Raw genomic sequence first — 25142 nt, 5'->3', positions numbered from 1 at the left:
AAACCATCCGGTGACGGTCACGGCTGCGCCGTACGGTCCCCGCCCCACCGGGCCGCCTCCAGCTCGTCGGCTACCGTAGCCGGGGCGGCGTCACCGGCCCGCAGCTGCCCGACCGCCCGGTCCACGGCAGCGACCAGCCCGCGCAACTGCTCGTCGCGCTGGCGGACCAGGTCGGCCTGGGTGGCCAGCTGCCGGTTCTTCACCCACAGGTCGACGAAGACGCCGACCTTGGCCCGCAGCACCCACGGGTCGAACGGCTTGATCAGGTAGTCGACCGCGCCGGCGGCGTAGCCGCGCAGCGCGAGCTGGTTGTCCCGGTCCGCAGCGGTCAGGAACAGGATCGGTACGTGCCGGGTCCGCTCCCGCCGCTTGATGTGGTTGGCGGTTTCGAAGCCGTCCATCTCCGGCATCTGCGCGTCGAGCAGGATCACCGCGAAGTCGTCGACGAGCAGCTGTTTCAACGCGGCCTCGCCGCTCTCCACGGCCACGGTCTGCACCGGCAGACCCTGCAGGATCGCCTCCAACGCCATGAGGTTCTCCCGCCGGTCGTCCACCAGCAGTGCCTTCGCCGTCGCGGCGGTCATCGATTCTGCTCCTCTGCGGCGTTGATCCAGGTCACCATCAGCGTGATCAGTTCGTCGAGGTCCACCGGCTTGGTGATGTAGTCGGTGGCACCGGCCTGCAGCGCCGACTCCCGGTCGCCGGGCATCGCCTTGGCGGTCAGGAAGACCACCGGCAGGTCGGCGAACCGCTCGTTGCGGCGGATGATCCGGGTCGTCTCGTAGCCGTCCTGGTCCGGCATCATCGCGTCCATCAACACGATGTCGACCTCCGGGCGTTCGGCGAGTTTACGCACCCCGTCGACCCCGTTGTCGGAGTACAGCACGGTCATGCCGTGCAGTTCCAGGGCGCTGGTCAGGGCGAAGACGTTGCGCACGTCGTCGTCGATGATCAGTACGGTGGCGCCGTCCAACCGCCGGGTGGCCGGCGGCTCCGGCCGGTCGACCTCGATCGGCCGGGTCAGCGGCGGCAACGCGGTCCGGATCGGCGCCGCGCTCGGCAGCGGCGCCTGCGACAGTACGGCGTCGGCGTCGAGCACGTCGGGAACGTACAGCGTGAAGGTGGAGCCGGCACCCGGAGCGGACGACACGGTGATCGTGCCACCGATCAGCCGGGCCAGGTCGCGGCTGATCGACAGTCCCAGCCCGGTGCCGCCGTAGCGTCGGCTGGTGGTTCCGTCGGCCTGCTGGAACGCCTCGAAGATCAACGAGAGCTTGTCGTCGGAGACGCCGATCCCGGTGTCGATGACGGTGAACGCCACCACCTGCGCGGCGGCCGACAGCGCCGGCACGCTGAACTCCTGGCCGGGTGCCGCCGGGCCGATCCGCAGGATCACCGAGCCGCTGTCGGTGAACTTCACCGCGTTGGATAGCAGGTTGCGCAGGATCTGCTGCAGCCGCTGTGCGTCGGTGACGATCGCCGGCGGCAGGTCCGGGGCGACCTCGACGTGCAACTGCAGGCCCTTCTCGTCGGCCTGCGGCGTGAACGCCTGCTCGACGTACGCCTGGATCTCGACGAACGGCACCTCGGCCGGTTGCACGTCCATCCGGCCGGCTTCGATCTTCGACAGGTCCAGGATGTCGTCGATCAGCGACAGCAGGTCGGAGCCGGCGCTGTGGATCGTCTTGGCGAACTCGATCTGCTTCTCGGTCAGGTTGTCGTCCGGGTTGTCGGCCAGCAGCCGGGCCAGCAGCAGCAGCGAGTTCAGCGGCGTCCGCAGCTCGTGGCTCATGTTGGCGAGGAACTCCGACTTGTACGCCGAGGCCCGCGACAGCTGCTGCGCCTTCTCCTCCAGGCCGAGCCGGGCCAGTTCGATCTCCCGGTTCTTGGTCTCGATGTTGCCCTTCTGCTCGGACAACAGCCGGGCCTTGTCCTCCAGCTCGGCGTTGGTGCGCTGCAGCTCGGCGGACTGCGCCTGCATCTCGTTGGCCAGCCGCTGCGACTGGGCGAGCAGCTCCTCGGTGCGCTTGTTGGCCTGGATGGTGTTGACGGCGATGCCGATGGTGGCCACCAGCCGCTCCAGGAACGCCAGATGCAGTTCGGAGAAGGCGGCGACCGAGGCGAACTCGATCACCCCGAGCATCTCGCCCTCGAACAGCACCGGCAGGACGACATGGTCACGCGGCGCGGCGCTGAGCAGACCGGACCGCAGGGTGAGGGCACCGGTGCTGCCGGCACCGACCCGGATCGTGCGCCGGGACACCGCGGCCTGACCGACCAGGCCTTCGCCGGGCCCGAAGATGACGATGTGGTCACGGGCCACGTAGCCGTACGAGGCGGTCAGCCCCAGCCGCATCACCCCTTCGTCGACGTCGGCGAGGAAGAAGGTGCCGAGCTGCGCGTCGACCAGCGGCGTGACCTCGTTCATGATCATGCGGCAGACCTCGCCGAGGTCCCGCTGACCCTGCAGCAGCCCACCGATGCGGGCCAGGTTCGAGTCGAGCCAGCCCTGTTCGGCGTTCTTCTTCGTCGTGTCCCGCAGGGTCACGATCATCTGGTTGATGTTGTCCTTCAGCTCGGCGACCTCGCCCTGAGCCTGGACGGTGATGTGCTGGGTCATGTCGCCGCGGGTCACCGAGGTCGACACCTGTGCGATCGCCCGCAGCTGGGTGGTCAGGGTCGAGGCCAGCTGGTTCACGTTCTCGGTCAGGTCCCGCCAGGTGCCGGAGACCCCCTTGACCTGGGCCTGGCCACCCAGCTTGCCCTCGGTGCCCACCTCCCGGGCCACCCGGGTCACCTCGTCGGCGAACGACGACAGCTGGTCCACCATCGTGTTCACCGTCGACTTCAACTCCAGGATCTCGCCCTGCGCGTCGACAGTGATCTTCTGCGACAGATCGCCCTTGGCGACCGCGGTGGTGACCGACGCGATGTTACGCACCTGACTGGTCAGGTTCGACGCCATCGAGTTCACGTTGTCCGTCAGGTCCCGCCACGTACCCGAAACGCCCTTGACCTGGGCCTGACCACCCAACTTGCCCTCGGTGCCCACCTCCCGGGCGACCCGCGTCACCTCGTCGGCGAACGACGACAGCTGATCCACCATCGTGTTGACGGTGTCCTTGAGCTCCAGGATCTCGCCCTGGGCGTCGACAGTGATCTTCTGCGACAGGTCACCCTTGGCCACCGCCGTCGACACCTGGGCGATGTTGCGCACCTGCGCGGTCAGGTTCGACGCCATCGAGTTCACGTTGTCGGTCAGGTCCCGCCAGGTGCCGGCAACCCCACGCACCTGGGCCTGGCCACCCAACTTGCCCTCGGTGCCCACCTCCCGGGCCACCCGGGTCACCTCGTCGGCGAACGACGACAGCTGATCCACCATCGTGTTCACCGTCGACTTCAACTCCAGGATCTCGCCCCGCGCGTCGACAGTGATCTTCTGCGACAGGTCACCCTTGGCCACCGCGGTGGTGACCGACGCGATGTTACGCACCTGACTGGTCAGGTTCGACGCCATCGAGTTCACGTTGTCCGTCAGGTCCCGCCACGTACCCGAAACGCCCTTGACCTGGGCCTGACCACCCAACTTGCCCTCGGTACCCACCTCCCGGGCCACCCGGGTCACCTCGTCGGCGAACAGCGACAGCTGATCCACCATCGTGTTCACCGTCGACTTCAACTCCAGGATCTCGCCCCGCGCGTCGACAGTGATCTTCTGCGACAGGTCACCCTTGGCCACCGCCGTCGACACCTGCGAGATGTTGCGGACCTGGCTGGTCAGGTTGCCGGCCAGCTGGTTGACGTTCTCGGTGAGGTCACGCCACGTACCGGAAAGGCCCCGGACCTGGGCCTGACCGCCCAGTTTGCCCTCGATGCCGACCTCGCGGGCCACCCGGGTCACCTCGTCGGCGAACCAGGACAGCTGGTCCACCATCGTGTTCACCGTCGACTTCAGTTCGAGGATCTCGCCCTGCGCCGCGACGGTGATCTTCTGCGACAGGTCGCCCTTGGCCACCGCCGTCGACACCTGGGCGATGTTGCGCACCTGCGCGGTCAGGTTCGACGCCATCGAGTTGACGCTGTCGGTCAGGTCCTTCCAGGTGCCCGCGACGTTCGGCACCTGCGCCTGGCCGCCGAGCTTGCCCTCGGTACCCACCTCCCGGGCCACCCGGGTCACCTGTTCGGCGAACAGGCGCAGCGTGTCGGTGAGCATGTTGATGGTGTCCGCCAGCTCGGCGACCTCGCCCTTGGCGGAGACGGTGATCTTCTGGGACAGGTCGCCCCGGGACATCGCGGTCGCCACCTGCGAGATGGACCGCACCTGGTGGGTGAGGTTCGACGCCATCGAGTTGACGTTGTCGGTCAGGTCCTTCCACGTCCCGGAGACGCCCTTGACCCGCGCCTGGCCACCGAGCTTGCCCTCGGTACCCACCTCCCGGGCGACCCGGGTCACCTCGTCGGCGAACGACGACAGCTGATCCACCATCGTGTTCACCGTCCGGCCGATCCGCAGGAACTCGCCCCGCAGCGGCTGCCCGTCGATCTCCAGCTCCATGTGCTGGGACAGATCGCCCTCGGCGACCGCCCGGATGACCCGGGCGATCTCGGTGGTCGGCCGGCCCAGGTCGTCGATCAACGCGTTGATCGCCTGGTGGTTGTCGGCCCAGGCGCCGCCGAAGCCCTCCTCGTCGAGGCGTTCGGTCAGTCGACCGTCCCGGCCGACGATCCGGCTGATCCGACGCAGGTCCAGGTGCTGGCGCTCCTGCAACGAGACCACCTCGTTGAAGGCGTCCGCGACCTCGCCGGCCACCCCGACCCGGCGGGGCAGCCGCACCTTGAGGTCGCCCTGCCCGATCCGGCGCAGCGCCGCGGCGAGTTCGACGAGCAACGCGGTCTCGTCGCCGGCCGGCGGATGCTCGGTGGGCAGGCGGTCGGTGGACAGCTCTTTCGCGCGGGTCATCGGATCCTCGCTCAGCTCTGGGAGTGGGCTGACCTCATCATTGCTCGACTACCGTGACAGATGCGAGGTGCACGACCGTTTCGATGAACCGGGCGATCGGAGGAACTGGCAGGTGACAGCAAGGGCCGAGGGTCCCACCACCGGTACTGGGAGTGAACATTTCCGACGAGTACGCCTGCCCGCCGACCGACGCACCCCAGCAACAGCACGAGCAGTAGTCAGATCCATACTCTCTGACGCAGCCCTGGACGACCTGCTCAACGAGGCCCTGCTGCTGACCACCGAGCTGTCCACCAACGCGGTCGTACACGCCGGCACCGAGCTGATCATCGAAGTGGCGGCCGACGCGGTCGGGCTCACCGTCACGGTCACCGACTTCGCCGCCGGGCCCATCGAAACCGTCGCCGCCCACCCCCGCAACGACCGGCAGAACATCGGTGAGGTGCCCGAACGCGGTCGCGGCCTGCTGCTGGTCGACCACTTCGCCAGCCGCTGGGGCACCACCCACCTGCCCAGCGGCAAGGGCGTCTGGTTCCGGCTCGACCGGCACCCCGCCACGCCGACGCCCGACCAGGTCGACCCGACCGGCCCGGCCGACCCAGCCGGCCCGGTCGACCCGTGGCAGGGCGTGTCCGCCGTACCCGCACCGCCGGTCGACGACGAGCACCGACCGGCCGCCCCCAGCGCCGCCACGCTCGCCGCACTCCTGCAGGCCGCCCCGGAGCCGTACGCCGACGATCCGCTCGCCGACCTGGCCGGGACCCTGCTGGCCCGGGTCGCCGACCTGGTCGGGGCGGCCGGCGGCACCATCCGGGTCGACCGGGGCGACGGGTACGGCACCCAGGTGCTCGCCCGCTACGGCCGGTCACCGCGCTCCGGTGAGCTGCTGCGCGTGCCGCTCACCCTGCACCGGCCGTACAGCGGTGAACTGGAACTGGACGCCGCACCCTCCGACTACGCCCGACCGCTGGCCACCCTGGTCGCCGAGCGGCTCTCCCTGCACCTGGAGAACGACCGGCTGCGCCGCGCCGACCTGCGCCGGCAGACCTGGCTGACCTTCCTGGCCGAAGCCAGCGAACTGCTCGCCCAGTCGCTCGACGTGGACCTGACCATGGCACTCATCCCGCAACTGGTGGTGCCCCGACTCGGCCGGTGGTGCGCGGTGCACACCGCCGACGAGTGGGGTCAGCTGCAGTTGGCCGCCGCGATCCACGCCGACGAGACGGTCCTGCCGGCGCTGCACGCCACGCTGACCGAATCCGGCCCCGACTCGGTCTCCGCCCGGCTACGGGAGGCATCCCGCATCGGATCCCAGGTGCCGCTCGGCGCCCCGATGGACGGCTTCGCCGTACCGCTGGTGGCCCGGGGGCAGCGGCTGGGCACCCTCGCCGTCGGCCGGCACGAACGACACCGGCACGACCCCGACGAGGTCGCCGTGCTGGAGGACGTCGCCCGGCGGGCCGCGCTGGCCATCGACAACGCCCGGATCCATCAGGAACGTCGCCGGGTCGCGCACACCCTGCAGCAGTCGCTGCTGCCCCCGGTGCTGCCGGTGATCGACGGCATCGGGCTGGCCGCCGAGTACGTACCCAGCGGCGACGCCGTGGAGGTCGGCGGCGACTTCTACGACGTGGTGCCGCTGCCCGGCGGCCGGTGGCTGGTGGTCGTCGGCGACGTCTCCGGCAAGGGCGTCCAGGCGGCGACCGTCACCGGACTGGTCCGCGACGTCATCCGGGTGCTGGTCCGCGACGGCAAGGCGCTGCCGGAGGTGCTGGGCCGGCTCAACGACACGCTCGTCGAACGCGGCGGTGGGAGGTACTGCACACTGGCCATGGCGGCTGTCGGGGTCACCGACGACCAGCGGCTCGACGTCCGGCTGCACCTCGCCGGACACGACCGGCCGGTGCTGGTCAGCGGCGACGGGCAGGCCCGGTTCGTCGGCGCCGGTGGGACCGCGCTGGGTCTGCTGGACCGGATCACCGCGCCGTCGGTGGAGCTGAGCCTGGCGGCGGGCGACTCCCTGGTGTTCTACACCGACGGGATCACCGAGCGGCGGGACGGCCGGGAACTGTTCGGCACCGAACGGCTGCGCCGCGCGGCGGCACCGCTGGCCGGCTTCTCGGCCGAGGTGGTCGCGGCCCGGCTGCGGACCGCCACGCTGGACTTCTCCGCCGAGGCACCCCGCGACGACATCGCGATCCTGGTGGTCCGTAACGAACTGACGGCGGGCACGGGCCCGGCCGGCACGGGCCAGACCGACCACCTCACAGGCCGCCGGGAAGCCGGCCGGGGGCCAGCCGGCGGTGCGGGTCGAAGGCCTGCTTGAGCTGGCGCAACCGGGGCAGATCAGGCACGTCGCCCCAGATGTCGACGGACCGGCGTACCGCTGCCGGTGCCGCCAGCACCTGGCAGGTCCCGCCCCGGGCGAGCAGCACCGTGCGCACCGTCGCGAGCAGCCCGCCGATCCGCTCCGGTGAGGTCGCCCCGGGCAGCACGGCGTGCACCACGCCGGTGCCGGCCGAACCACGCACCCCGACCGGCGCGCCGACGGCGTCCCGCAGGGCGTAGATCGCCGCGTGCAGGTGGGCCGCCGGTACGGCCAACCGGATCGCGACGTCACCAGGACCGAACGGGTAGCGCTGCCACCAGGACGGTGGGCGGTCGGTGACGGTGGCGGTGCCGCCGAGCAGGGCGGCGGCGCGGTCGGCGCGGCTGCCGGTGGGGCCCGGTTCACCCTCGAACAGCACCGCGAGCGTGCCCGACCGTACGGCTGGTCCCGACCGTACCGTCGGTCTCGGCCCGGCGGCCCGGTCCGGCCCGGTCGGTCCCGACCCGGACGGCGCGTCGGACGCCGGCAGGTCCAGCTCGATCGCCGCCGGTTGCAGCCCGATGCCGGTCAGCTCCTCGACGAGGTCGTGCACCTCCAGCGGGGTGGCGACGGACCGGCAGACCCAGCGACGGTCGGCCGGTGCGGGCTGCAGGCGTACGGTCGCCGAGACCAGCACCGCCAACGCGCCCTGCGACCCGCAGAGCAGCTCCGGCACCTGGTCGGGGCCACCGCCGCTGGACCCGGCCCGGACCAGGGCACCAGTGGCGTCGACGTAGTCGACGCCGGTCAGATGCCGACAGGGTGAGCCGTGCCGGTGGCTCAACGGCCCGGCCTCAGCCGTGGCGACGACCCCGCCCACCGTGGCGGCGGCCGAGGGCGGATCGAACGGCAGTCGCCACCCGGTCCGACCGACCGCCCGCTGGGCCGCCTGCAGGGTGGTGCCGGCACCGACCCGTACGGTGGCCGAACCCGGCGGATGGTGCCAGATCCCGGAGAGCCGCACGGTGTCCAACAAGATGTCCACATGCGGCGGAGCGGCACCCCAGTCCAGTTTGCTGCCCGAACCCCGGGGCACCAGCGTCAGACCCCGATCGGCGCAGAGCCGCAGGACATCAGCGACCACCCCGGGACTGCCGGGCGACACCACCCACCGCGGCGTGGTCGCCGCCACCGCGTCGCCCTCGCCGCCCCGGCGCGCGTACCGGGCACCGCAGATCTCCGCCAGGTGATCAAGCACACCACACACCTCCCACCGGACATCGTACACATGTTCTAATCGACGTCGAGTGGTCGACGACCGGCACCGACCCGTCGCACCCGGGCGGTACCGTGGCCGGGTGACGACCGACGCACCCGTGCCTCCCGCCGCCAAGCGTGTCCCGACCGAGCGCACCCACCACGGCGACACCGTCATCGACGAGTACGCCTGGCTGGCGGTCAAGGACGACCCGGACACCATCGCCTACCTGGAGGCGGAGAACGCCTACACCGAGGGTGCCACGGCACACCTCGCCGCGCTGCGCGAGACGTTGTTCGCCGAGACGAAGCGGCGCACCCAGGAGACCGACCTGTCGGTGCCCACCCGCAAGGGCGACCACTGGTACTACACCCGGACGGTCGAGGGTCAGCAGTACGGAATCCAGTGCCGACGGCCGGTCAGTCCAGACGAGACGCAGCCGCCGGCCACCGTCGACGGCGCACCACCGCCCGACGAGGAGATCCTGCTCGACGGCAACGCCCTCGCCGAAGGACACGACTTCTTCGCGTTGGGCACCTTCGACATCAGCCCCGACGGACGGTGGCTGGCCTACTCCACCGACTTCACCGGCGACGAACGCTTCACTTTGCGGGTCAAGGACCTGGCCAGCGGGCAGGTGCTGCCCGACGAGATCCCGTCGACCTTCTACGGCACCGCCTGGTCGGCCGACGGCAGCGTGCTGTTCTACCTGACCGTCGACGACGCGTGGCGGCCGTACCGGGTCTGGCGGCACCGGGTCGGGACCGCCGCCGACACCGACGACGTGCTCTACCAGGAGGACGACGAACGGTTCTGGGTCGGCGTGGAGCTCACCCGCTCCGAGCGCTTCATCCTGATCGACGCGCACAGCAAGACCACCAGCGAGGTACGGGCGCTGCCAGCCGCCGACCCCACCGCCGAGCCGGTCGTCATCGCGCCCCGCCGCCAGGGCGTCGACTACTCGGTCGAGCACCACGGGCACCGGTTCCTGATCCTGCACAACGACGGTGCCGAGGACTTCGCCCTGGCGTACACCTCGGCGGACACCCCCGGCGACTGGGTGCCGTTGATCGACCACACGCCCGGCACCCGGCTCGAGTCGGTGGATGCCTTCGCCAACCACCTGGTGGTCTCGCTGCGCACCGACGGACTCACCGGGCTGCGGGTGCTGCCCGCCGGCGGCACCGACACCTTCGACCTGGAGTTCCCCGAGCCGATCTACAGCGTCGGGCTGGACGCCAACCCGGAGTACACCACCAGCACCCTGCGGATCCGGTACACCTCGCTGGTCACCCCCGACTCCGTCTACGACTACGACCTGGTCACCCGGGCGATGACGCTGCTCAAGCGCAAGCCGGTGCTCGGCGGCTACGACCCCGACGACTACGAACAGCATCGGGAATGGGCGATGGCCGACGACGGCACCCGGGTGCCGATCTCGGTGGTGTGCCGCGCCGGCACCCCGCGCGACGGCTCCGCCGCCTGCGTCATCTACGGCTACGGCTCGTACGAGATCAGCATGGACCCCTGGTTCTCGGTCCCCCGGTTGTCACTGCTCGACCGGGGCGTGGTCTTCGCCGTCGCGCACGTACGCGGCGGCGGTGAACTCGGCCGCCGCTGGTACGACCACGGCAAGATGCTGGCCAAGAAGAACTCGTTCACCGACTTCGTGGCCTGCGCCCGGCATCTGGTGAAGGCGGGCTGGACGACGACCGACCGGCTGGTCGCCCGGGGCGGCTCCGCCGGCGGGCTGCTGATGGGCGCGGTGGCCAACCTCGCGCCCGAGGCGTTCGGCGGGGTCGTCGCGCAGGTGCCGTTCGTCGACGCGCTGAACACGATCCTGGATCCGTCGCTGCCGCTGACCGTCACCGAATGGGAGGAGTGGGGCAACCCGCTGGCCGACCCGGAGGTGTACGCGTACATGCGCTCGTACACGCCGTACGAGAACGTGACCGCCGTCAACTACCCGCCGATCCTGGCGGTGACCAGCCTGAACGACACCAGGGTGTTCTACCACGAGCCGGCGAAGTGGGTCGCGAAGCTGCGGGCGGTGGCACCGGGCGGGTCGTACCTGCTCAAGACGGAGATGGGTGCCGGGCACGGGGGTCCGAGCGGCCGCTACGACGCCTGGCACGAGGAGGCGTTCGTCACCGCCTGGATCCTCGACCGGGTGGGCCGGGCCGGGGACTGAGACGGCCGGCCGCCCCGGAGCGGACGGGTAAGGTGCCGGTGGTGCGATTCGTCGCCGGGCCACCGATTATGGTGGCACCGACGACGAACTCCCGGTCCGGCACGGACGACATCGAGTGGAGTACCGTTCGAGCGGAATGGCTGGAGGTCGTGAATGTCTTTGACGGTGGAGACGCAGCAGCGCGGCGATGTCGTCGTGGTGTCGGTCGGTGGCGAGTTGGACATGGCCACCGCCCCGCAGCTGCAGGACCAGATTACCGACCTACTGGACAAAGGCCGCAGCAGGCTGGTCTTCGACCTCGCCGACGTCTCGTTCTGCGACTCCACCGGCCTGTCGGTCTTCGTCCGGGCCAAGAACGGTTGCGACGAGGCGGGCGGCGTCGTCCGACTCGCCGCCCCGCAACGTGGCGTGCTGCGCATCCTCGAAGTCAGTGGGCTCGTCGAGGTCCTGCAGACCTTCCCCACCGTCGACGAGGCCGTCTCCGCACCGGAGCCGGCGGCGACCGACTGAGGTCGCCCCGGCCCGGCCGACTGGCGGTCGTCGCTCGACCGGTCAGCGCAGTTCGTCCTCGATCCACCGTGGACGGGCAATCGACCAGCCGACACCGGTCTGCACCAGCAACGCCACAACGAGCAGGCCGACCGGCGCCACCCAGTCACCGGTCCGCCCGTACAGCAGGCCCACCGACAGCGGGCCGACCGCCGCGATCAGGTAACCGACGCTCTGGGTGAACGCCGACAGCGACACGATGCCCGCGCCGGTCCGGGCCCGTAGCCCGATCATGGCCAGCGCCATCGGGAAGGTGCCCTGACCGAGGGCGAGCAGCACCATCCAGACCAACGCCAGGTCGTACGGCGACCACAGCAGCCCGGCGTAGCTCAGCCCGGACGCCAGGGCGGTACCGAGCACCAGCGGCCGCAGACTGGTCATCCGGCCGGCCAACGTCGGCATGACCATCGCGATCGGCACGCTCACCGCCGTGACACCGGCCAGCAGCAGCCCGGCGGTCTCCGCCCGGAAGCCGGCGTCCCGGAACAGCTGCGCCAACCAGCCCATCTGCGCGTACGCCGCGAACGACTGGGCACCGAAGAAGACCGCCATCAGCCAGCCGAGCCGGGTCCGGCCCGCCCGGATCCGTACCCCGGCGGCGGCCGCCGGGCGCGGGGTGCCGGCATCGACAGCGGTACGGGCAGCAGCGGCAGCGGCGCGGCGCCGACTCCGCCAGGCGATCGGCACCCACAGCACGGCGGCGGCCACCGCGACCAGCGCCCAGAAGCCGAGCCCCACCCGCCAGCTGCCCGCCGCGTGGGCGATCGGCACCGCCGTACCGGCGGCCACCGAGGCACCGATGGTCAGAGACATGCTGTACGCGCCGGTCACCAGGCCGATCCGGTGCGGAAAGTACTGTCGGACCAGCATCGGCAGCAGGACGTTCGCGACCGCGATCCCGGCCAGGGCCAGCGCGCTGGTCGCCACGAACAGCCAGGCGTCGCCGGTCGCCACCCGCAGCAGCTGCCCGAGGGCGAGCGCGCCCATCGCCGCGACCAGTAGTCGCGGCGGGGAGAAGCGACGGACCAGCCACGGGGTGGCCGACCCGACCGCTGCGAAGGCCAACGCCGGCAGGGTGGTCACCACTCCGGCTTGCAGGGCGGACATCGGCAGGCCGGTGCGGACCTCGTCGAGCAGCGGACCGAGGCTGGTGATCGCCATCCGCAGGTTGAGCGCGACGAGCACCATCGCGGCGAGCACCAGGAGCGCGCCCTGGCCGGACCGGACCTGCTGGCGGTGGGTGGCCCGGTGCCGCCCGCGCCCGCCGGGATCCGGCAGCCGGTCGCCCGCCGGGCCGGTCGGGGCCGGTGCCGGCGCCGGTGCCGTACCGGTGCGGACGGCGGTCCGGGTGGCGAGGGCGGTTGGCGGAGTCATGCCTGCCATCCTAAAATCATGGGATGATTTATGGTCGGGTGATGTAACGGATGACACCACCGGTACCTTCCCCTGCGGCCGCTGCCCGGCCCGCCCGCTCCCGGCAGACCCTGGTCCGCCAGGCGATCGAGTCGCTGCGCGAGCCGATCGCCGCCGGCGACTGGCCCCTCGGCTCCCGCATCCCCACCGAGCCGAAGCTGGCCGAGGCGCTCGGCGTCGGGCGCAACACCGTCCGGGAGGCGGTACGGGCGCTCGTCCACGCCGGCATCCTGGAGTGCCGGCAGGGCTCCGGCACGTACGTCGTCTCCACCGACGAACTCGCCGGTGCCGTCGCCCGCCGCTGCGCCACCGCCGAATGGCGGGAAACCGTCGAGGTCAGGCGCGCCTTCGAGGTCGAAGCGGCCCGGCTCGCCGCCCAACGCCGTACCCCGGCCGACATCGCCGCGCTGGACCGGGCCCTCGCCGACCGCGAGGCGGCGTGGCGCACCGGCGACCTCACCCCGTTCGTCGAGGCCGACATGGCCCTGCACCGGGCGATCCTGGCGGCGGCGCACAACGTGATGCTCGCCGAGCTGTACGACTCGATCGGCGCGGCGATGCGGACGACCGTCGCCGAAGCCGTCGGCCCACAGTTGCACCCCGACCGGCACGTCGACCACGCCCGGCTGGTCGAGGCGATCCGCGACGGCGACCCGGACCGGGCCGCCCGGGAGGCAGCGGCCTACCTCACCATCGACTGACCCCGGCGGGTACGCGTGGAAGGGCCGGACCCCGGGTACGGGGTCCGGCCCTTGCACGGTGTCTGTGTCTACGTCCGGGTCAGCTGTTCCAGTGCTGGGCGACGAGTTCGGCGGCCTGGGTCTCCCACTGGGCGTAGTGGTCCGGGTACGCCGACACCTGCACGGTCTGCGCGGCCTCGGTCAGCGGCATGTCCTGCCAGCCGTCGACCTGCTTCAACCCGTTGAGGAACGCGGTGGTCGAGTACTCGACGTCGGTGATCTGCTCCACCGTGCCCCAGCCGGACGACGGCCGCTGCTGGAACAGGCCCTGCGAGTCGTGGTCGTTACGGTCACCCAGGTGGCCCAGGTTCTCCAACTTCGACTCCTGCAGCGCGGTCGCGATCGCGACCACGGCGGCCCGCTCGTCCATGCCCGCCTTCTTCGTGGCGGCGATGATGCCCTTGACGTTGTCGGTCTGCTCGCTGCTCAGGTCGATGCGGGACTGCTCGCCCTGCACACCGTGCGGGATCAGCTTGGCGGTGTCGACGCCGCTGTCGCTCGCGGCTGCGGCGGCGGGTGCGGCGATGCTGGCGGGGGCGTGGTCGGCGGCCAGCGCGGGGCCGGCGATCGCGCCGCCGGCCAGGGTGAGACCGGCGATGCCCAGAGCGGTGGTGCGCAGGCTGGTGGCCAGGGTGCGGGTGATGATCGTGGTCATAGGGGGGTCCACCTTCCGTTTTCCGAGGGGGCACACCCGCCACCCGGGCCCCGGGAAGCGTGCCGGGGCGGGCGGTCGTGCGGGGTGTGCGGTAAACGGTCATCCGGGTGGTACGGGGACGCCGCGGCGGCTGCTCGCCCGCTCGGGGCTGGCCTTCCGTGCGTCGCGACCATGTACAACCATGCGGGCCGGCCGGCCATTCCCCGCCGGGGCCTCGCGGCCCGCCACGTCACCGACCGTGACGGCACTACACAGGGATACCGGTCTGGACGATATACCTCAGAGGAATGATTATTCCTCACAGGAATACTGTTCTACCGCAGTACCGGTCCGCCAGGACGCCCAGGCAGGTCGGAACGGGCAGGTGGAACGGGCAGGCATGCCGGGGGGCTGGCCGAAGCGGTCTACTGCGCGTCGCGGACCATGCACAACGACCCGGCCCGGCGGATCATTCCGGGCCGGCCTGCGGGCGGAGCCGCGCAGGCCAGGGACCGCGCAGGCCAGGGACCGCGCAGGCCAGGGACCACCGCGGTGGCGGTCACGGGTAGGTTGTCCGCGACATCTCGCTCTGGCCCCGGGAGTACCCCTCATGCTTAAGGGTTTCAAGGATTTCATCCTGCGCGGCAACGTCATCGACCTCGCGGTCGGCATCGTGATCGGTGCGGCGTTCACCGCTGTCGTCACCCAGTTGACCAAGTCGTTCCTCGAACCGTTCATCCGGCTACTGACAGTGCTGCTGACCGGCGGAGACGGCGTCGCGGGCTCGGTGGTCACCGTCCGCGGAGTCGAGTTCGACTGGCCGGCGTTCGTAAACGCGGTGATCACGTTCGCGCTGACCGCCGCCGCGCTCTACTTCCTGGTCGTCCTGCCGATGAATCGGCTGGCCGAGCGGCGCCGTCGGGGCGAGGAGCCGCCGCCCGCCGCGCCGAGCGAGGAGATCAAGCTGCTGACCGAGATCCGGGACGCGCTGGTCGCCCGCGCAAGCCAGCCAGGCACGCCGGGGCAACCGGGCCAGCCAGGTCAGCCGGGCCAGTTCCGCTGATTCACTCCACACCCCCAGTCGACAACCCTTCGTAGTTGCTATATCGCTCCCAGTTGTCGAAAAGAAGACGACAGGCCGACCCGGCCTGAGTGACACTGAACACATGCAGCAGCTAGCCGGGACGAGCTCCCAGGACTGTGCGACGCCCGCCCGCCCCCTACCCGACCTGAACCGCCCACCCGCGAGACCGGCCGGCGGGCGGGCGGCCACGCTCATCCGGAGCCGGTGCGACGACCCGACCTGCGGCGCCTGCTACCAGCGCCCGGAAACCGACTGACCAAACACCTGTCCTGTCGAACACATGTTCGATAGGGTCGCCCGGTGGAGCAACGTAAGCACTGGTGGAACGGGGTGTGGGGGCGGCTCGCCCGGCGGGACGTCTTCCTGCGTACCGACGCCGACCACTGGTACGTGGAGGCCCGGGTGGGCGGGGCCGACGGACGGTCCCGGTTCACCGAACACGGCACCGAGGACGCGGCGTACGACATGGTCCGTCACCTGCTCGCCGGGCCGGGCGACTGGCGGGAGGTCTCCGACGGACCCCCAGCTGCCCGCCACCGGACGGCCGAAGAGGTTTGTCCGCCGCCGGCGCGGGGAACCGGGCAACCATGAGCAGCGTCGACGAATTCGGGACATCGGACCCGATCCAGCGGACAGCGCCTGGGATGACGGTGGTCGACGTACACGGTGATGTCGTCGGCCGGGTCGCCCTGGCCCAGGTCGGCGACCCGGCGGCGGTGGCCGTCGAGGGCGACGTCGACCCGCAGGACGCGATCGGCGACCAGGTGCCGCACCCACAGGCCGGCGACGAGCCGACCACCGCTCCGGACATCGCCGCGCGGCTGCTGCGTACCGGGTTCATCAAGATCGACGGCGTCGGCTACGCCGGGGCGGACCAGATCGCGGCGGTCGAGGTCGGCACGGTCCGACTGACCGTTTCCCGATCCGAGGTGACACCACCCGCCTGACCGGCGGTATGGTCACCGGGCGGACCGGCACGGTGGGGGGCGACGTGGCGCGCGGTGGTGTCTTCTGCATCGAAGGTCAGTGGCACCGTGACCTCAACGAACGTGGATCCGTGCTGCCCACGCTGGAGTTGCTGGAACGGCTCGGCCGGATCCGGTTCATCCACCGGGACGCCGCCACCCCCGACGAGCTCGCCTACTTCCTGGACCGCTGGCTGCTACGCCAGTACGCCGACTACCGGGTCGGCTTCTTCGCGATGCACGGCGAGCCGACCCGGCTCTGCCTGACCGAACGCCACCACGTCGACCTCGACGACGTCGCCGACCAGATGGCCGGCCGGTGTGCCGGCAAGCGGCTCTACTTCGGCAGCTGCTCGGTGCTGCGAGCCTCCGACGTGCGGATGCGGGAGTTCCTCGCCACCACCGGTGCCGCGCTGATCTGCGGCTACACCCGGGAGGTCGACTGGGTGGAGTCGGCCGCGTTCGAGACGGTACTGCTCGACGTACTCGCCAACGGGGTCTACAACAACGCCGCCGAGCTGCGGATGGGCTCGTCGCACTGGGCACCGTTGGCGGCGTACCTGGGGTTCCGGATCGTCTACGCCAACGGCCGCACCTGGCGCCCGGCCGGCCGGCAACGCGCGTCGGCCGGCCGGCAGCCGGCACCGGCGGCCGCCGAACCGGCAGCAGGAGGCTCCCAGCAGGTGCCGACGCAGGGCGGCAGGGCCAGGAGCGGCGCGCGGAGCAGGCCCTCGGGCATCGCACGGAAGGATCGATAGCAAGCAAGGCGGCATGGCTGAATCTGTTCGCGGTCGAGCGCGCCGTGTTTGCGCCGGCGGCCTGGCGTGGGTTCGTCGACCTGGCCAAAGCGAGCCGGCTCCGAAAGCTGACCGCGCCAAGATCAGGTGAGTGCTATGGACCTGGACCGCACCCCGCCGTCGAGAGGTCCATAGCGCCCACCTGATCTTGGGATGTCGGTCGGGTCAGCCGCCCACCAGCCGAAGCTCGTCGTGCAGACTGCGGGCGACGTACGCCATCGAGGCCTCGGCCGCCGGCTGCACCATCGCCGGCACCCGGGACTCGGTCAGCGCGGCGACCGCGTAGATCTGGCCATTGGCGTGTTCCACGACGCCGATTTCGTGCCGCAGATTGAGCAGGGTGCCGGTCTTCGACGACCAGCGGGCAGCATCGGAGCTGAAATCGGGTGCGAGTCGCTGTCGCAGCACGTTGTCACCCATCAGCTCGCGGACCCGGCCGGCAACCCGTTGGTCCATCGCGGTCGGCAGCCAGAGTTCGTGCAGGAGGTCGACGAAGGCGCGGGCCGATCCGGTACTGGCCCGGCTGACGTCGAGTTGGGCGACCGGGTGGCCATGACCGGCGGTCGCCGCGCCGATGGCCAACGACTGCGCCAGGTGACTCTCCTGCGGGGCGAACCGTTCGGCAGGGGTGTCGGTCAGGTCACTGATCGGGTGCCGGACGATGATCCCGGACAGCCCGAGCCGGCGCAGCCCGATGGTGACCTCCGCTGGCGGCGTGAGGCCGAACAACGCGTCGGCGGCGGCGCCGTCGCTGATCGCTGTACTGAGATAGAGCAGGTCCTCGACGGCCACTGTGGCCGGGTGGCGGAACTTGCTCAACCCGGTCGGGCCGGGCCCGGCGACCCGGTTCGGGCGCACCAGGATCGGCGTCGCCGGATCGAGTTCCCCCCGGTGGATCCGGTCCAACGTGACCACCGCCAGCGGGACCTTGACCAGCGACGCCGCCGGGAACTCCAGGTCGGGGTCGATGCCAAGCTCGTCGCCGGTACGCAGGTCACGGACCAGGACGGAGCCACGGAGTCCCGCCTCGTCGAGGGTGGCCCGTGCCAGCCGCAGCACCTTGGCGACGCCCATGCCTTCCCTACCGTTGCTCGTCGGGCGGGGCACCGAGGCAGGCTCGCACTGCGGCGTCCGGTAGGTCGTGCAACCGCCGGGCGTCCTCGGCCAACCCGGCGGCGATGTCGTAGCCTCGGGCGAACACCTGCTCGCCGATCGGGCGCCAGCGCAGCCCGAGATCCCGGGCCTGACTGGCCGAGCAGAGCAACAGGTCGCCGCCGTACACGTCGGCGAGCGCGGCGACGAGTCCGGGGGCGAGCCCGACCTGCGTGGGTGCCAGACCAACGGACTGGGCGAGATGGATCATCCGGTCCCGTACATGCGGGACGTCGTCCTCGGGCTGAATCCAGATCCGGTGGCGGACCGGGTCACGCCGAAACCGACCAGGGCGCAGCGCGGCGAGGAAGATCGGGTCGGCGGCTTCCGGATCGGCGGCGTCGCCGGTGGAGTCGTCGGACGAGCCGGCAAGCCCCAGCGGCACCTGCCACCGGCTGCCGTCGGGTGCCACGGCGAGCAGCGCCGCGCGTACCTCCAGGCCGTGGACGAGGTCGGCGCGCCCCGCCGGATCGGCGGGGACCAGATCCAGTCGCAGACCGTCGGTCCGGGCTTCGGCGACCAACCGGGCCAGCCGCCGGGGCGGGCAGATCGCCGGTACGGCTAGCCGGAGCGGGCGCTGTCGGGCCTGCTCGGCGTGGTGTTCCAGGGTGTCTGCGAAGTCGACCAGGCGCCGGGCCGAGGGCAGCACGTCCCGCCCGAAAGCGGTCAGGGTGATGGCGCGTGACGAGCGGTCGAACAGCCGGGCACCGAGGTGCTGTTCGAGGGTGGCGATCCGCCGGCTGGCCACGGACTGCGGGATGCGGGCCGCCGCCGCGCCGATGGTGAAGCTGCCGTGGGCGCTCACCGCAACGAAAGCCCGGCAGGCGGCCACCACGTCCACGGCAGCTGATTCTATGCCGGCCCTATGCCGAATCAGCATCAGAACGCGCGTCGCCGTCTTTTACCGCATCCGACTCCTCTGCCAGGCTGACTGGCGTCCCAAGTACACCGGGAAAGGATGCTCCGCATGACTTTGCGTACCTCTGTCCGTATCGCCGTCGCGGTGGTGGCACTCGTACCGCTGGCGGGCTGTGTGACCTCGGGCCCGCCCGACGCCGCCCCGAGCGCTGTCGGGCAGCCGACCACGACGGCGACCACCGGCGCACAGCTGGTCGAGCTCCGACGCCTGGAGGAAAGCTTCGACGTCCGGCTCGGCGTCTACGCCGTCGACACCGGCACCGGCCAGATTGTCGAACACCGGGCAGACGAGCGGTTCGCGTACGCCTCGACCTTCAAGCCACTCGCCGCAGCCGCGGTGTTCGACCAGACCACCGATGCCGAGCTCGATCAGGTGATCCGTTACAGCACCGATGACCTGGTCACTTATTCACCGATCACGGAACAGCACGTCGAGACCGGAATGCCGCTGCGCGACATCGCCGACGCGGCGATCCGGTACAGCGACAACACCGCCGGCAACCTGTTGCTGGAGCAGCTCGGTGGCCCTGCCGGCTTCGAGAAGCGGCTGCGGGAGATCGGCGACGACGTGACCGATCCGGACCGCTGGGAGACCGAGCTGAACGACTACACCCCGGGCGACCCCCGGGACACCAGCACGCCGCAGGCACTGGCCGAAAGTCTGCGGGCGTACGCCGTCGGCGACGCGCTCGCCACGGACGACCGGGACCTGCTGGTCGACCTGCTGGTGGCGAACACCACCGGCGACGAGCTGATCCGGGCCGGTGTACCGGCCGGCTGGCGCGTCGGCGACAAGACCGGCGCCGCCGGATACGGCACGCGCAACGACATCGCCGTGGTCTGGCCGCCCGACGGCCAACCGATCGTGCTGGCGGTGCTTTCCGACCGGGACGATCCGGACGCCGGGTACGACAACGCGCTGATCGCACAGGCCGCGCAGGTCGTCGTCGCCGCGCTGCGGCCGTGAGATCCAGGCCCGGGCTATGAGAAACGGGTCGGGCAGGGGTCAGTCGGGTGCCAGTCGGTGGGTGAGTGCGGTGTGCCGGCGACCGGCCCCGGCGGTCCGGACCGCGATCGCGATCGCCTTGCGCGAGCCGACCAGCACGACGAGCTTCTTCGCCCGGGTCACCGCCGTGTAGAGCAGGTTGCGCTGCAGCAGCGTGTACGAGCTCATCGTCACCGGGATGACCACCGCCGGGTATTCGCTGCCCTGGGAGCGGTGCACGGTGATGGCGTACGCGTGCTGCAGCTCGTCGAGCTCGTCGAACTCGTACTCGATGTCCTCGTCCTCGTCGGTGCGGACGGTGAGTCTGCGGTCCTCGGTGCTGATGGCGGTGACCACGCCGATGGTGCCGTTGAAGACCCCGGCGGTGCCCTTGTCGTAGTTGTTACGGATCTGGATGACCTTGTCGTTGATCCGGAACACCCGGGCCCCGTGGCGCCGTTCGGGCCGGTCGTCGCGCGGCGGTGCGAGGGCCTCCTGCAGGGCGACGTTGAGGTTGCCGGCACCGGCCGGGCCCCGGTGCATCGGGGCGAGCACCTGGATGTCGCGGGCCGGCACCCGGAACTTGCGCGGAATCCGGCGGGCGACGACGTCGACGACCAGGCCGGCGACCGCTTCCGGGTCGTCGGCGGCGAACAGGAAGAAGTCGGCCATGCCGTCGGTACGGGGCTGCTCGCCGGCGTTGATCCGGTGTGCGTTGACCACCACCCCGGACTCCTGAGCCTGGCGGAAGATCCGGGTCAACCGCACCTGCGGTACGGCGGGCGCGGCGAGCACGTCGCGCAGCACCTCGCCGGCGCCGACCGACGGCAGCTGGTCGACGTCGCCGACCAGCAGCAGATGCGTGCCGGGCGCCACCGCCTTGACCAGCTTGTTGGCCAGGATCAGGTCGAGCATCGAGGCCTCGTCGACGACGATCAGGTCCGCGTCGATCGGGTTGTCCCGGTCGTACGTCGGATCGCCGCCGGGCCGCAGTTGCAGCAGCCGGTGCACGGTGGCGGCCGGGTGCCCGGTGAGCTCGGTCATCCGCTTCGCGGCCCGGCCGGTCGGCGCGGCGAGGACGATCTTGGCACCCTTGGCGGCAGCCAACGTAATGATCGACTTGACGGTGAACGACTTGCCGCAGCCCGGACCGCCGGTGAGCACCGCGACCTTCGACGTCAGCGCCAGGCGTACCGCCTGCTCCTGTTCGGGGGCGAGGTCGGCGCCGGTCCCGGCACGCAGCCAGGCCAGCGCCTTTGCCCAGTCGACGTCGGCGAACGCCGACAGCCGGTCGGCCCGGTAGTGCAGCAGCCGCAGCAGGCTGCCGGCCAGCGAACATTCGGCCCGGTGGAACGGCACCAGGTAGACCGCCGGGATGGTGCCGCCGTCGCTGGTCGGGTTCGGCACCGCCTCGCGTACCACGCCTTCCTCGGTGACCAGCGCGGCGAGTGCGTCGCGGACCAGCTCGACGGCGACGCCGAGGATGCCGGCGGCGTCGGCACACAGGTTCGGTTCCGGCAGGTAGCAGTGGCCGTTGTCGGCGGCCTCGGAGAGGGTGTACTGAATGCCGGCCTTGATCCGTTCCGGGCTGTCGTGCGGGATACCGACCGCCTGCGCGATGGTGTCGGCGGTCTTGAACCCGATGCCCCAGACGTCGGCGGCCAGCCGGTACGGCTCGTTACGCACGATCGAGATCGACGCGTCGCCGTACTTCTTGTAGATCCGTACGGCGAGTGAGGTGGTGACCCCGACGCCCTGCAGGAAGATCATCACTTCCTTGATCGCCTGCTGTTCGATCCACGCCTTGGCGATCAGCGAGGTCCGCTTCGGGCCGAGCCCTGGCACTTCGACCAGGCGGGCCGCCTCCTCCTCGATGACCCGCAGCGTGTCGGCACCGAAGTGGGCGACGATCCGGCCGGCCATTTTCGGGCCGATCCCCTTGATCAGCCCGGACCCCAGGTAGCGTTCGATGCCCTGCACCGTCGCCGGCAGCACGGTCGTGTACGAGTGGACCTCGAACTGCCGGCCGTACTTCGGGTGCGACCCCCAGCGGCCGACCAGCCGCAGGCTCTCCCCCGGCTGTACGCCGAGCAGCGAACCGACCACGGTCAGCAGGTCGGCACCGGAGCGGTCGGTGGCCACCCGGGCGATGGTGTAGCCGGTCTCCTCGTTGGCGTAGGTGATCCGTTCCAGGACCGCGTCCAGGACGGCACCGGGCCGCGCCGCGCCAGCCGGCGGCGCGGCGGCGGGTCGTCCGGTGGTGGCGGTCACCGGTCGATTATGCCGATCGGCACCGCACCGACCTCGGTAGCGCTGGCCGGTGGGGCAGACTGCCTGGCCGGCGCGGGGCACACTGCCTGGCCGGCACGTGGCACACTGCCTGCTCGGCGCGGGAGCACCGGCGCCGTACCGCCAGATCCCCACCCCTTTGCGCAAGAGAAGGTCGGCGACCGATGGACCAGCAGTTCCTGCAATCCCAACGACAGCTGCTCGTACGGCAGCGCATCCGGCTGATGGTCAACCAGTACGAGGTGTGCGCGGCGCAGCCCGACGGCTCGCCGGGTCCGTTGCTGGCCTTCGCCCAGCAGAAGCGGATGGCCTTCCGGGAGCAGGTCACCCTCTACGCCGACGACCAGCGGCAGCAGCCGCTGCTGGGCTTCAAGGCCCGGCAGGTCATCGACCTCGGCGCCACCTACGACGTGACCGACGCCGCCGGCACGCCGATCGGACTGTTCCGCAAGGACTTCGCCAAGTCCCTGCTGCGGTCCACCTGGCACCTGGAGCAGCCCGGCCTGGGCGTGGCCACCGGCGCGGAACGCAACATGGCGGTGGCGATCCTTCGGCGGCTCAGCGACATGCTGTCGTGGCTGCCGTACCACTTCGACTTCACGATCGACGGTCAGCCGGCGTTCTCGGTGGTCCGCAAGTGGGGTCTGCGGGACAGCTATCTGGTCGACATCCACCACCCGCAGTTGGACCGGCGGTTGGTCATCGTCATGGCGGTCGCGCTGGACGCCCTGCAGTCGCGCTGACGGCCTCGCCGGGCCCGGTCCGCGTACCGCCCCGTCGGGGCGGGCGGACCGGGCGGCCGCAGGTGAGCCGTCCTCACTAAGATATCGATTTGTGACAGCCGGATGTGGCGAAGTTTCCAGCAGTCTGGGCCAGCGGCTGAAGCAGACCCGGGAGCGCTACTTCGTCGGCCGGGTAGCGGAACTCGACCTGCTCCGCCAGGCCCTGGCTCGGGCGCCCGAGCCGTTCAGCGTGCTCTACCTGCACGGATCCGGTGGCGTCGGCAAGTCGACCCTGCTGCGTTACTTCGGTGACGAGGCGACGGCAGCGGGGCGGCGGGTGGTGCACGTCGACGGTCGCGCGGTCAGCCCGTCCCCGGCCCGGTTCGAGGCCGCCGCGGCAGCGGCGCTGACCGACGAGTCGGCCGTCCTGCTCGTCGACTCCTTCGAGTACTGCCAGGGGCTGGAGGACTGGCTGCGGAACCGGTTCCTGCCCCGGCTGCCCGAGTCCGTACCGGTGGTGCTGGCCGGGCGCTCCGTGCCCGGCCCGCAGTGGCGGGCCGACCCGGCATGGCGGGACCTGCTCAAGGTGGTACCGCTGCGGGACCTGGCCCGGGAGCACGCGGTGGCGCTGCTGACCCGCCGGGGCGTACCGGCGGAGCTGCACGAATCGGTGCTGGCCTTCGCCGGCGGGCATCCGCTGGCGCTGCGGCTCGCCGCCGAGGTGGCGGTCACCCACACCCCGGCGGTCACCGCCACCTGGCGGCCCAGCCTGAACGTGGTGGAAACGCTGCTCACCCAGCTGATCGGGGAGACCCCGTCGCCGCAGCACCGGCTGGCGTTGGAGATCTGCGCGCACGCCCGGACCACCACCGAAGGGCTGCTGCGGGCCGTGCTGGACGTCGAACCGGGGCCGATCTTCGCCTGGTTGCGGGAGCTGCCGTTCATCGAGTCCGACGCCCGGGGCCTCTACCCGCACGACGTCGTCCGCGACGCGCTCGACGACGACCTGCGCTGGCGGGATCCGCAGGGCTACGAGACCATGCACCGGCGGCTGCACGACTACCTGCTGGAGCAGGCGTTGGCGGCGACCGGCGCGGCGGTGCTGCCCGCCGTCGGCGCGATGATGTACCTGCAGCGGCACGCCCAGGTGATCCGCCGGTACTTCACCTTCGGCGGCGAGGGCAAGGTCTACGAGGACGTCTACCGGCCGCCGGACCGGACGGCGGTGCTGCGGCTGGCCACCGAGGCCGAGGGCGCACAGTCCGCCGCCATCGTCGACTTCTGGTTGGCCCGCCAGCCGGACACCTGCTACGTCTACCGCAGTTCGGCGACCGACGAGGTGGTCGCCTTTCTGGTCTGGTTGCGGCTGACCGACCCCGACCAGGCCGAACTGGACGCCGATCCGGTGGTGGCCCGGGCCTGGCGGCACTGCCGGTCGACGGCTCCGCTGCGGGCCGCCGAGCACATCGGGATCGCCCGGTTCATGGTGCACCCGCCGGCCTATCAGCGTCCGTCGCCGGTCAACGACCTGATGCAGATGCGGATGCTCGCCCACTTCCTCCACGACAAGGGCCTCGCCCTGCACTACCTGGTGCTGCACGACGCGGAGTTCTGGGCGGCCCACGTGACGTACTTCGACGACCACCCGGTCGGCGAGGCTCCGCCCCGGGTCGGCGCACGCGCGTACCACCTGTTCTTCCACGACTGGCGGGTGACGCCGCTGATGCAGTGGCTGGCCCACAACCAGCAGCAACTGCTGTACGGCCTGCAGCCGAGGCCGGCGAACACCGGCGCGGACCTGCTGGTGCTGTCCCGGCCGGAGTTCGACGCGGCGGTCCGCTCCGCCGTCCGGGCCTGGCGTCGCCCGGACGAGTTGGCGGCCAACCCGCTGACCCGCAGCCGGCTGGTGGCCGACCACGGCAGTGCCGACCCGGTGGCGGCGCTGCGCGACGTGCTGGGTGCGGCGATCGACGACCTGCGCGACGATTCCCGGCTGCACCGGGTGCTGGTCACCACCTTCGTGCACGGTACGCCGACCCAGGAGGCGGCGGCCGACCGGCTGGGGCTGCCGTTCAGCACCTACCGTCGGCACCTGACGAGGGGGCTGGACCGGCTGAGCGATCTGCTCTGGGACCACGAGGTGCACGGCTGAGCTGACCATGCGACGATGCCGGCCG

Annotated in this window: 18 protein-coding genes and 1 pseudogene; 11 read left to right on the top strand and 8 right to left on the bottom strand. The window is 71.1% G+C overall.

The annotated features are described in order from the left end of the window. Positions 1-17 precede the first annotated feature (17 nt). Together O7608_RS05710 and O7608_RS05705 are read right to left on the bottom strand one after the other, a co-directional pair. Complete coding sequence (locus O7608_RS05710) at positions 18-584, bottom strand: response regulator (RefSeq protein WP_289208967.1); 567 nt, start codon at positions 582-584, stop codon at positions 18-20. Beyond that, positions 581-4960 (bottom strand): HAMP domain-containing protein, encoded by a 4380-nt coding sequence (locus tag O7608_RS05705; RefSeq protein ID WP_289208966.1) that lies wholly within the window; start codon positions 4958-4960, stop codon positions 581-583. The genes O7608_RS05710 and O7608_RS05705 overlap by 4 nt, the downstream gene beginning before the upstream one ends. Positions 4961-5072: 112 nt before the next feature. On the opposite strand from O7608_RS05705, the gene O7608_RS05700 reads away from it, so the two are divergent. Next, positions 5073-7286, top strand: coding sequence for a SpoIIE family protein phosphatase (locus tag O7608_RS05700; RefSeq protein ID WP_289208965.1), 2214 nt, complete (start codon positions 5073-5075; stop codon positions 7284-7286). Here the strand turns inward: O7608_RS05700 and O7608_RS05695 are convergent. After that, a complete protein-coding gene (locus O7608_RS05695; RefSeq protein WP_289208964.1) occupies positions 7225-8526 on the bottom strand; it encodes an FAD-binding oxidoreductase in 1302 nt (433 codons plus the stop codon). The genes O7608_RS05700 and O7608_RS05695 overlap by 62 nt on opposite strands. Positions 8527-8626: 100 nt before the next feature. Between O7608_RS05695 and O7608_RS05690 the strand changes: the two genes are divergently transcribed. Beyond that, complete coding sequence (locus O7608_RS05690; RefSeq protein ID WP_289208963.1) at positions 8627-10717, top strand: S9 family peptidase; 2091 nt, start codon at positions 8627-8629, stop codon at positions 10715-10717. Between the two features lie 153 nt (positions 10718-10870). Continuing rightward, positions 10871-11227 carry an STAS domain-containing protein gene (locus tag O7608_RS05685; RefSeq protein WP_289208962.1) on the top strand — a complete coding sequence of 119 codons (357 nt, stop codon included), beginning with the start codon at positions 10871-10873 and terminating at the stop codon, positions 11225-11227. A 42-nt stretch (positions 11228-11269) separates the two neighbouring features. On the opposite strand, the gene O7608_RS05680 is transcribed toward O7608_RS05685, so the two are convergent. After that, positions 11270-12640, bottom strand: a complete 1371-nt coding sequence (locus O7608_RS05680; protein WP_502959178.1) for an MFS transporter — start codon at positions 12638-12640, stop codon at positions 11270-11272. Positions 12641-12690: 50 nt separating this feature from the next. Here O7608_RS05680 and O7608_RS05675 point away from each other — a divergent pair, with 50 nt between their 5' ends. Then, positions 12691-13380, top strand: coding sequence for a FadR/GntR family transcriptional regulator (locus O7608_RS05675; RefSeq protein WP_289208961.1), 690 nt, complete (start codon positions 12691-12693; stop codon positions 13378-13380). A gap of 79 nt (positions 13381-13459) precedes the next feature. Here the strand turns inward: O7608_RS05675 and O7608_RS05670 are convergent, their stop codons facing one another. Then, positions 13460-14050 (bottom strand): hypothetical protein, encoded by a 591-nt coding sequence (locus O7608_RS05670; RefSeq protein ID WP_289210796.1) that lies wholly within the window; start codon positions 14048-14050, stop codon positions 13460-13462. 613 nt (positions 14051-14663) lie between these two features. On the opposite strand from O7608_RS05670, the gene mscL reads away from it, so the two are divergent. From mscL to O7608_RS05650, 4 genes and pseudogenes are all read left to right on the top strand, one after another. Continuing rightward, positions 14664-15116 (top strand): large conductance mechanosensitive channel protein MscL, encoded by a 453-nt coding sequence (gene mscL, locus O7608_RS05665; protein WP_289208960.1) that lies wholly within the window; start codon positions 14664-14666, stop codon positions 15114-15116. A gap of 321 nt (positions 15117-15437) precedes the next feature. After that, positions 15438-15728, top strand: a complete 291-nt coding sequence (locus tag O7608_RS05660) for a hypothetical protein (RefSeq protein WP_289208959.1) — start codon at positions 15438-15440, stop codon at positions 15726-15728. 53 nt (positions 15729-15781) lie between these two features. Beyond that, entirely contained in the window at positions 15782-16084 is a 303-nt protein-coding gene (locus O7608_RS05655) for a hypothetical protein (RefSeq protein ID WP_289208958.1), read from the top strand. Positions 16085-16128: 44 nt separating this feature from the next. Continuing rightward, positions 16129-16776 (top strand): annotated as a pseudogene (locus tag O7608_RS05650) (DUF6642 family protein); the annotation flags it as partial. 288 nt (positions 16777-17064) lie between these two features. On the opposite strand, the gene O7608_RS05645 reads toward O7608_RS05650, so the two are convergent. Next, positions 17065-17973 (bottom strand): serine hydrolase, encoded by a 909-nt coding sequence (locus tag O7608_RS05645; RefSeq protein ID WP_353850552.1) that lies wholly within the window; start codon positions 17971-17973, stop codon positions 17065-17067. 7 nt (positions 17974-17980) lie between these two features. Next, positions 17981-18892: a LysR family transcriptional regulator gene (locus O7608_RS05640; RefSeq protein ID WP_289208956.1), complete on the bottom strand. Its 912-nt coding sequence runs from the start codon at positions 18890-18892 to the stop codon at positions 17981-17983. A 126-nt stretch (positions 18893-19018) separates the two neighbouring features. On the opposite strand from O7608_RS05640, the gene bla reads away from it, so the two are divergent. Beyond that, positions 19019-19936: a class A beta-lactamase gene (bla, locus tag O7608_RS05635; protein ID WP_289208955.1), complete on the top strand. Its 918-nt coding sequence runs from the start codon at positions 19019-19021 to the stop codon at positions 19934-19936. A gap of 39 nt (positions 19937-19975) precedes the next feature. On the opposite strand, the gene recD2 is transcribed toward bla, so the two are convergent. Next, the gene (recD2, locus tag O7608_RS05630) at positions 19976-22225 is read right to left on the bottom strand and encodes an SF1B family DNA helicase RecD2 (protein ID WP_502959177.1); all 2250 of its coding nucleotides are present in this window, start codon (positions 22223-22225) and stop codon (positions 19976-19978) included. 182 nt (positions 22226-22407) lie between these two features. Between recD2 and O7608_RS05625 the strand changes: the two genes are divergently transcribed. Then, positions 22408-22986, top strand: a complete 579-nt coding sequence (locus O7608_RS05625; RefSeq protein WP_289208954.1) for an LURP-one-related family protein — start codon at positions 22408-22410, stop codon at positions 22984-22986. Positions 22987-23077: 91 nt separating this feature from the next. Beyond that, on the top strand, positions 23078-25117 hold the full coding sequence (locus O7608_RS05620; protein WP_289208953.1) for an AAA family ATPase: 2040 nt from the start codon (positions 23078-23080) through the stop codon (positions 25115-25117). Positions 25118-25142 lie beyond the last annotated feature (25 nt).

This window comes from Solwaraspora sp. WMMA2056 (genome assembly GCF_030345095.1).
Taxonomy (GTDB): Bacteria; Actinomycetota; Actinomycetes; order Mycobacteriales; family Micromonosporaceae; genus Micromonospora_E.
Note: the sequence above shows the minus strand (reverse complement) of the source record. Positions and strands in the feature narration are given on the sequence as shown.

Coding starts and splice junctions, on each gene's coding strand:
- O7608_RS05710 (WP_289208967.1), bottom strand. CDS start 584: ATGACCGCCGCGACGGCGAAGGCACTGCTGGTGGACGACCGGCGGGAG.
- O7608_RS05705 (WP_289208966.1), bottom strand. CDS start 4,960: ATGACCCGCGCGAAAGAGCTGTCCACCGACCGCCTGCCCACCGAGCAT.
- O7608_RS05685 (WP_289208962.1), top strand. CDS start 10,871: ATGTCTTTGACGGTGGAGACGCAGCAGCGCGGCGATGTCGTCGTGGTG.
- O7608_RS05680 (WP_502959178.1), bottom strand. CDS start 12,640: ATGACTCCGCCAACCGCCCTCGCCACCCGGACCGCCGTCCGCACCGGT.
- O7608_RS05675 (WP_289208961.1), top strand. CDS start 12,691: ATGACACCACCGGTACCTTCCCCTGCGGCCGCTGCCCGGCCCGCCCGC.
- mscL (WP_289208960.1), top strand. CDS start 14,664: ATGCTTAAGGGTTTCAAGGATTTCATCCTGCGCGGCAACGTCATCGAC.
- O7608_RS05655 (WP_289208958.1), top strand. CDS start 15,782: ATGACGGTGGTCGACGTACACGGTGATGTCGTCGGCCGGGTCGCCCTG.
- O7608_RS05645 (WP_353850552.1), bottom strand. CDS start 17,973: ATGGGCGTCGCCAAGGTGCTGCGGCTGGCACGGGCCACCCTCGACGAG.
- bla (WP_289208955.1), top strand. CDS start 19,019: ATGACTTTGCGTACCTCTGTCCGTATCGCCGTCGCGGTGGTGGCACTC.
- O7608_RS05625 (WP_289208954.1), top strand. CDS start 22,408: ATGGACCAGCAGTTCCTGCAATCCCAACGACAGCTGCTCGTACGGCAG.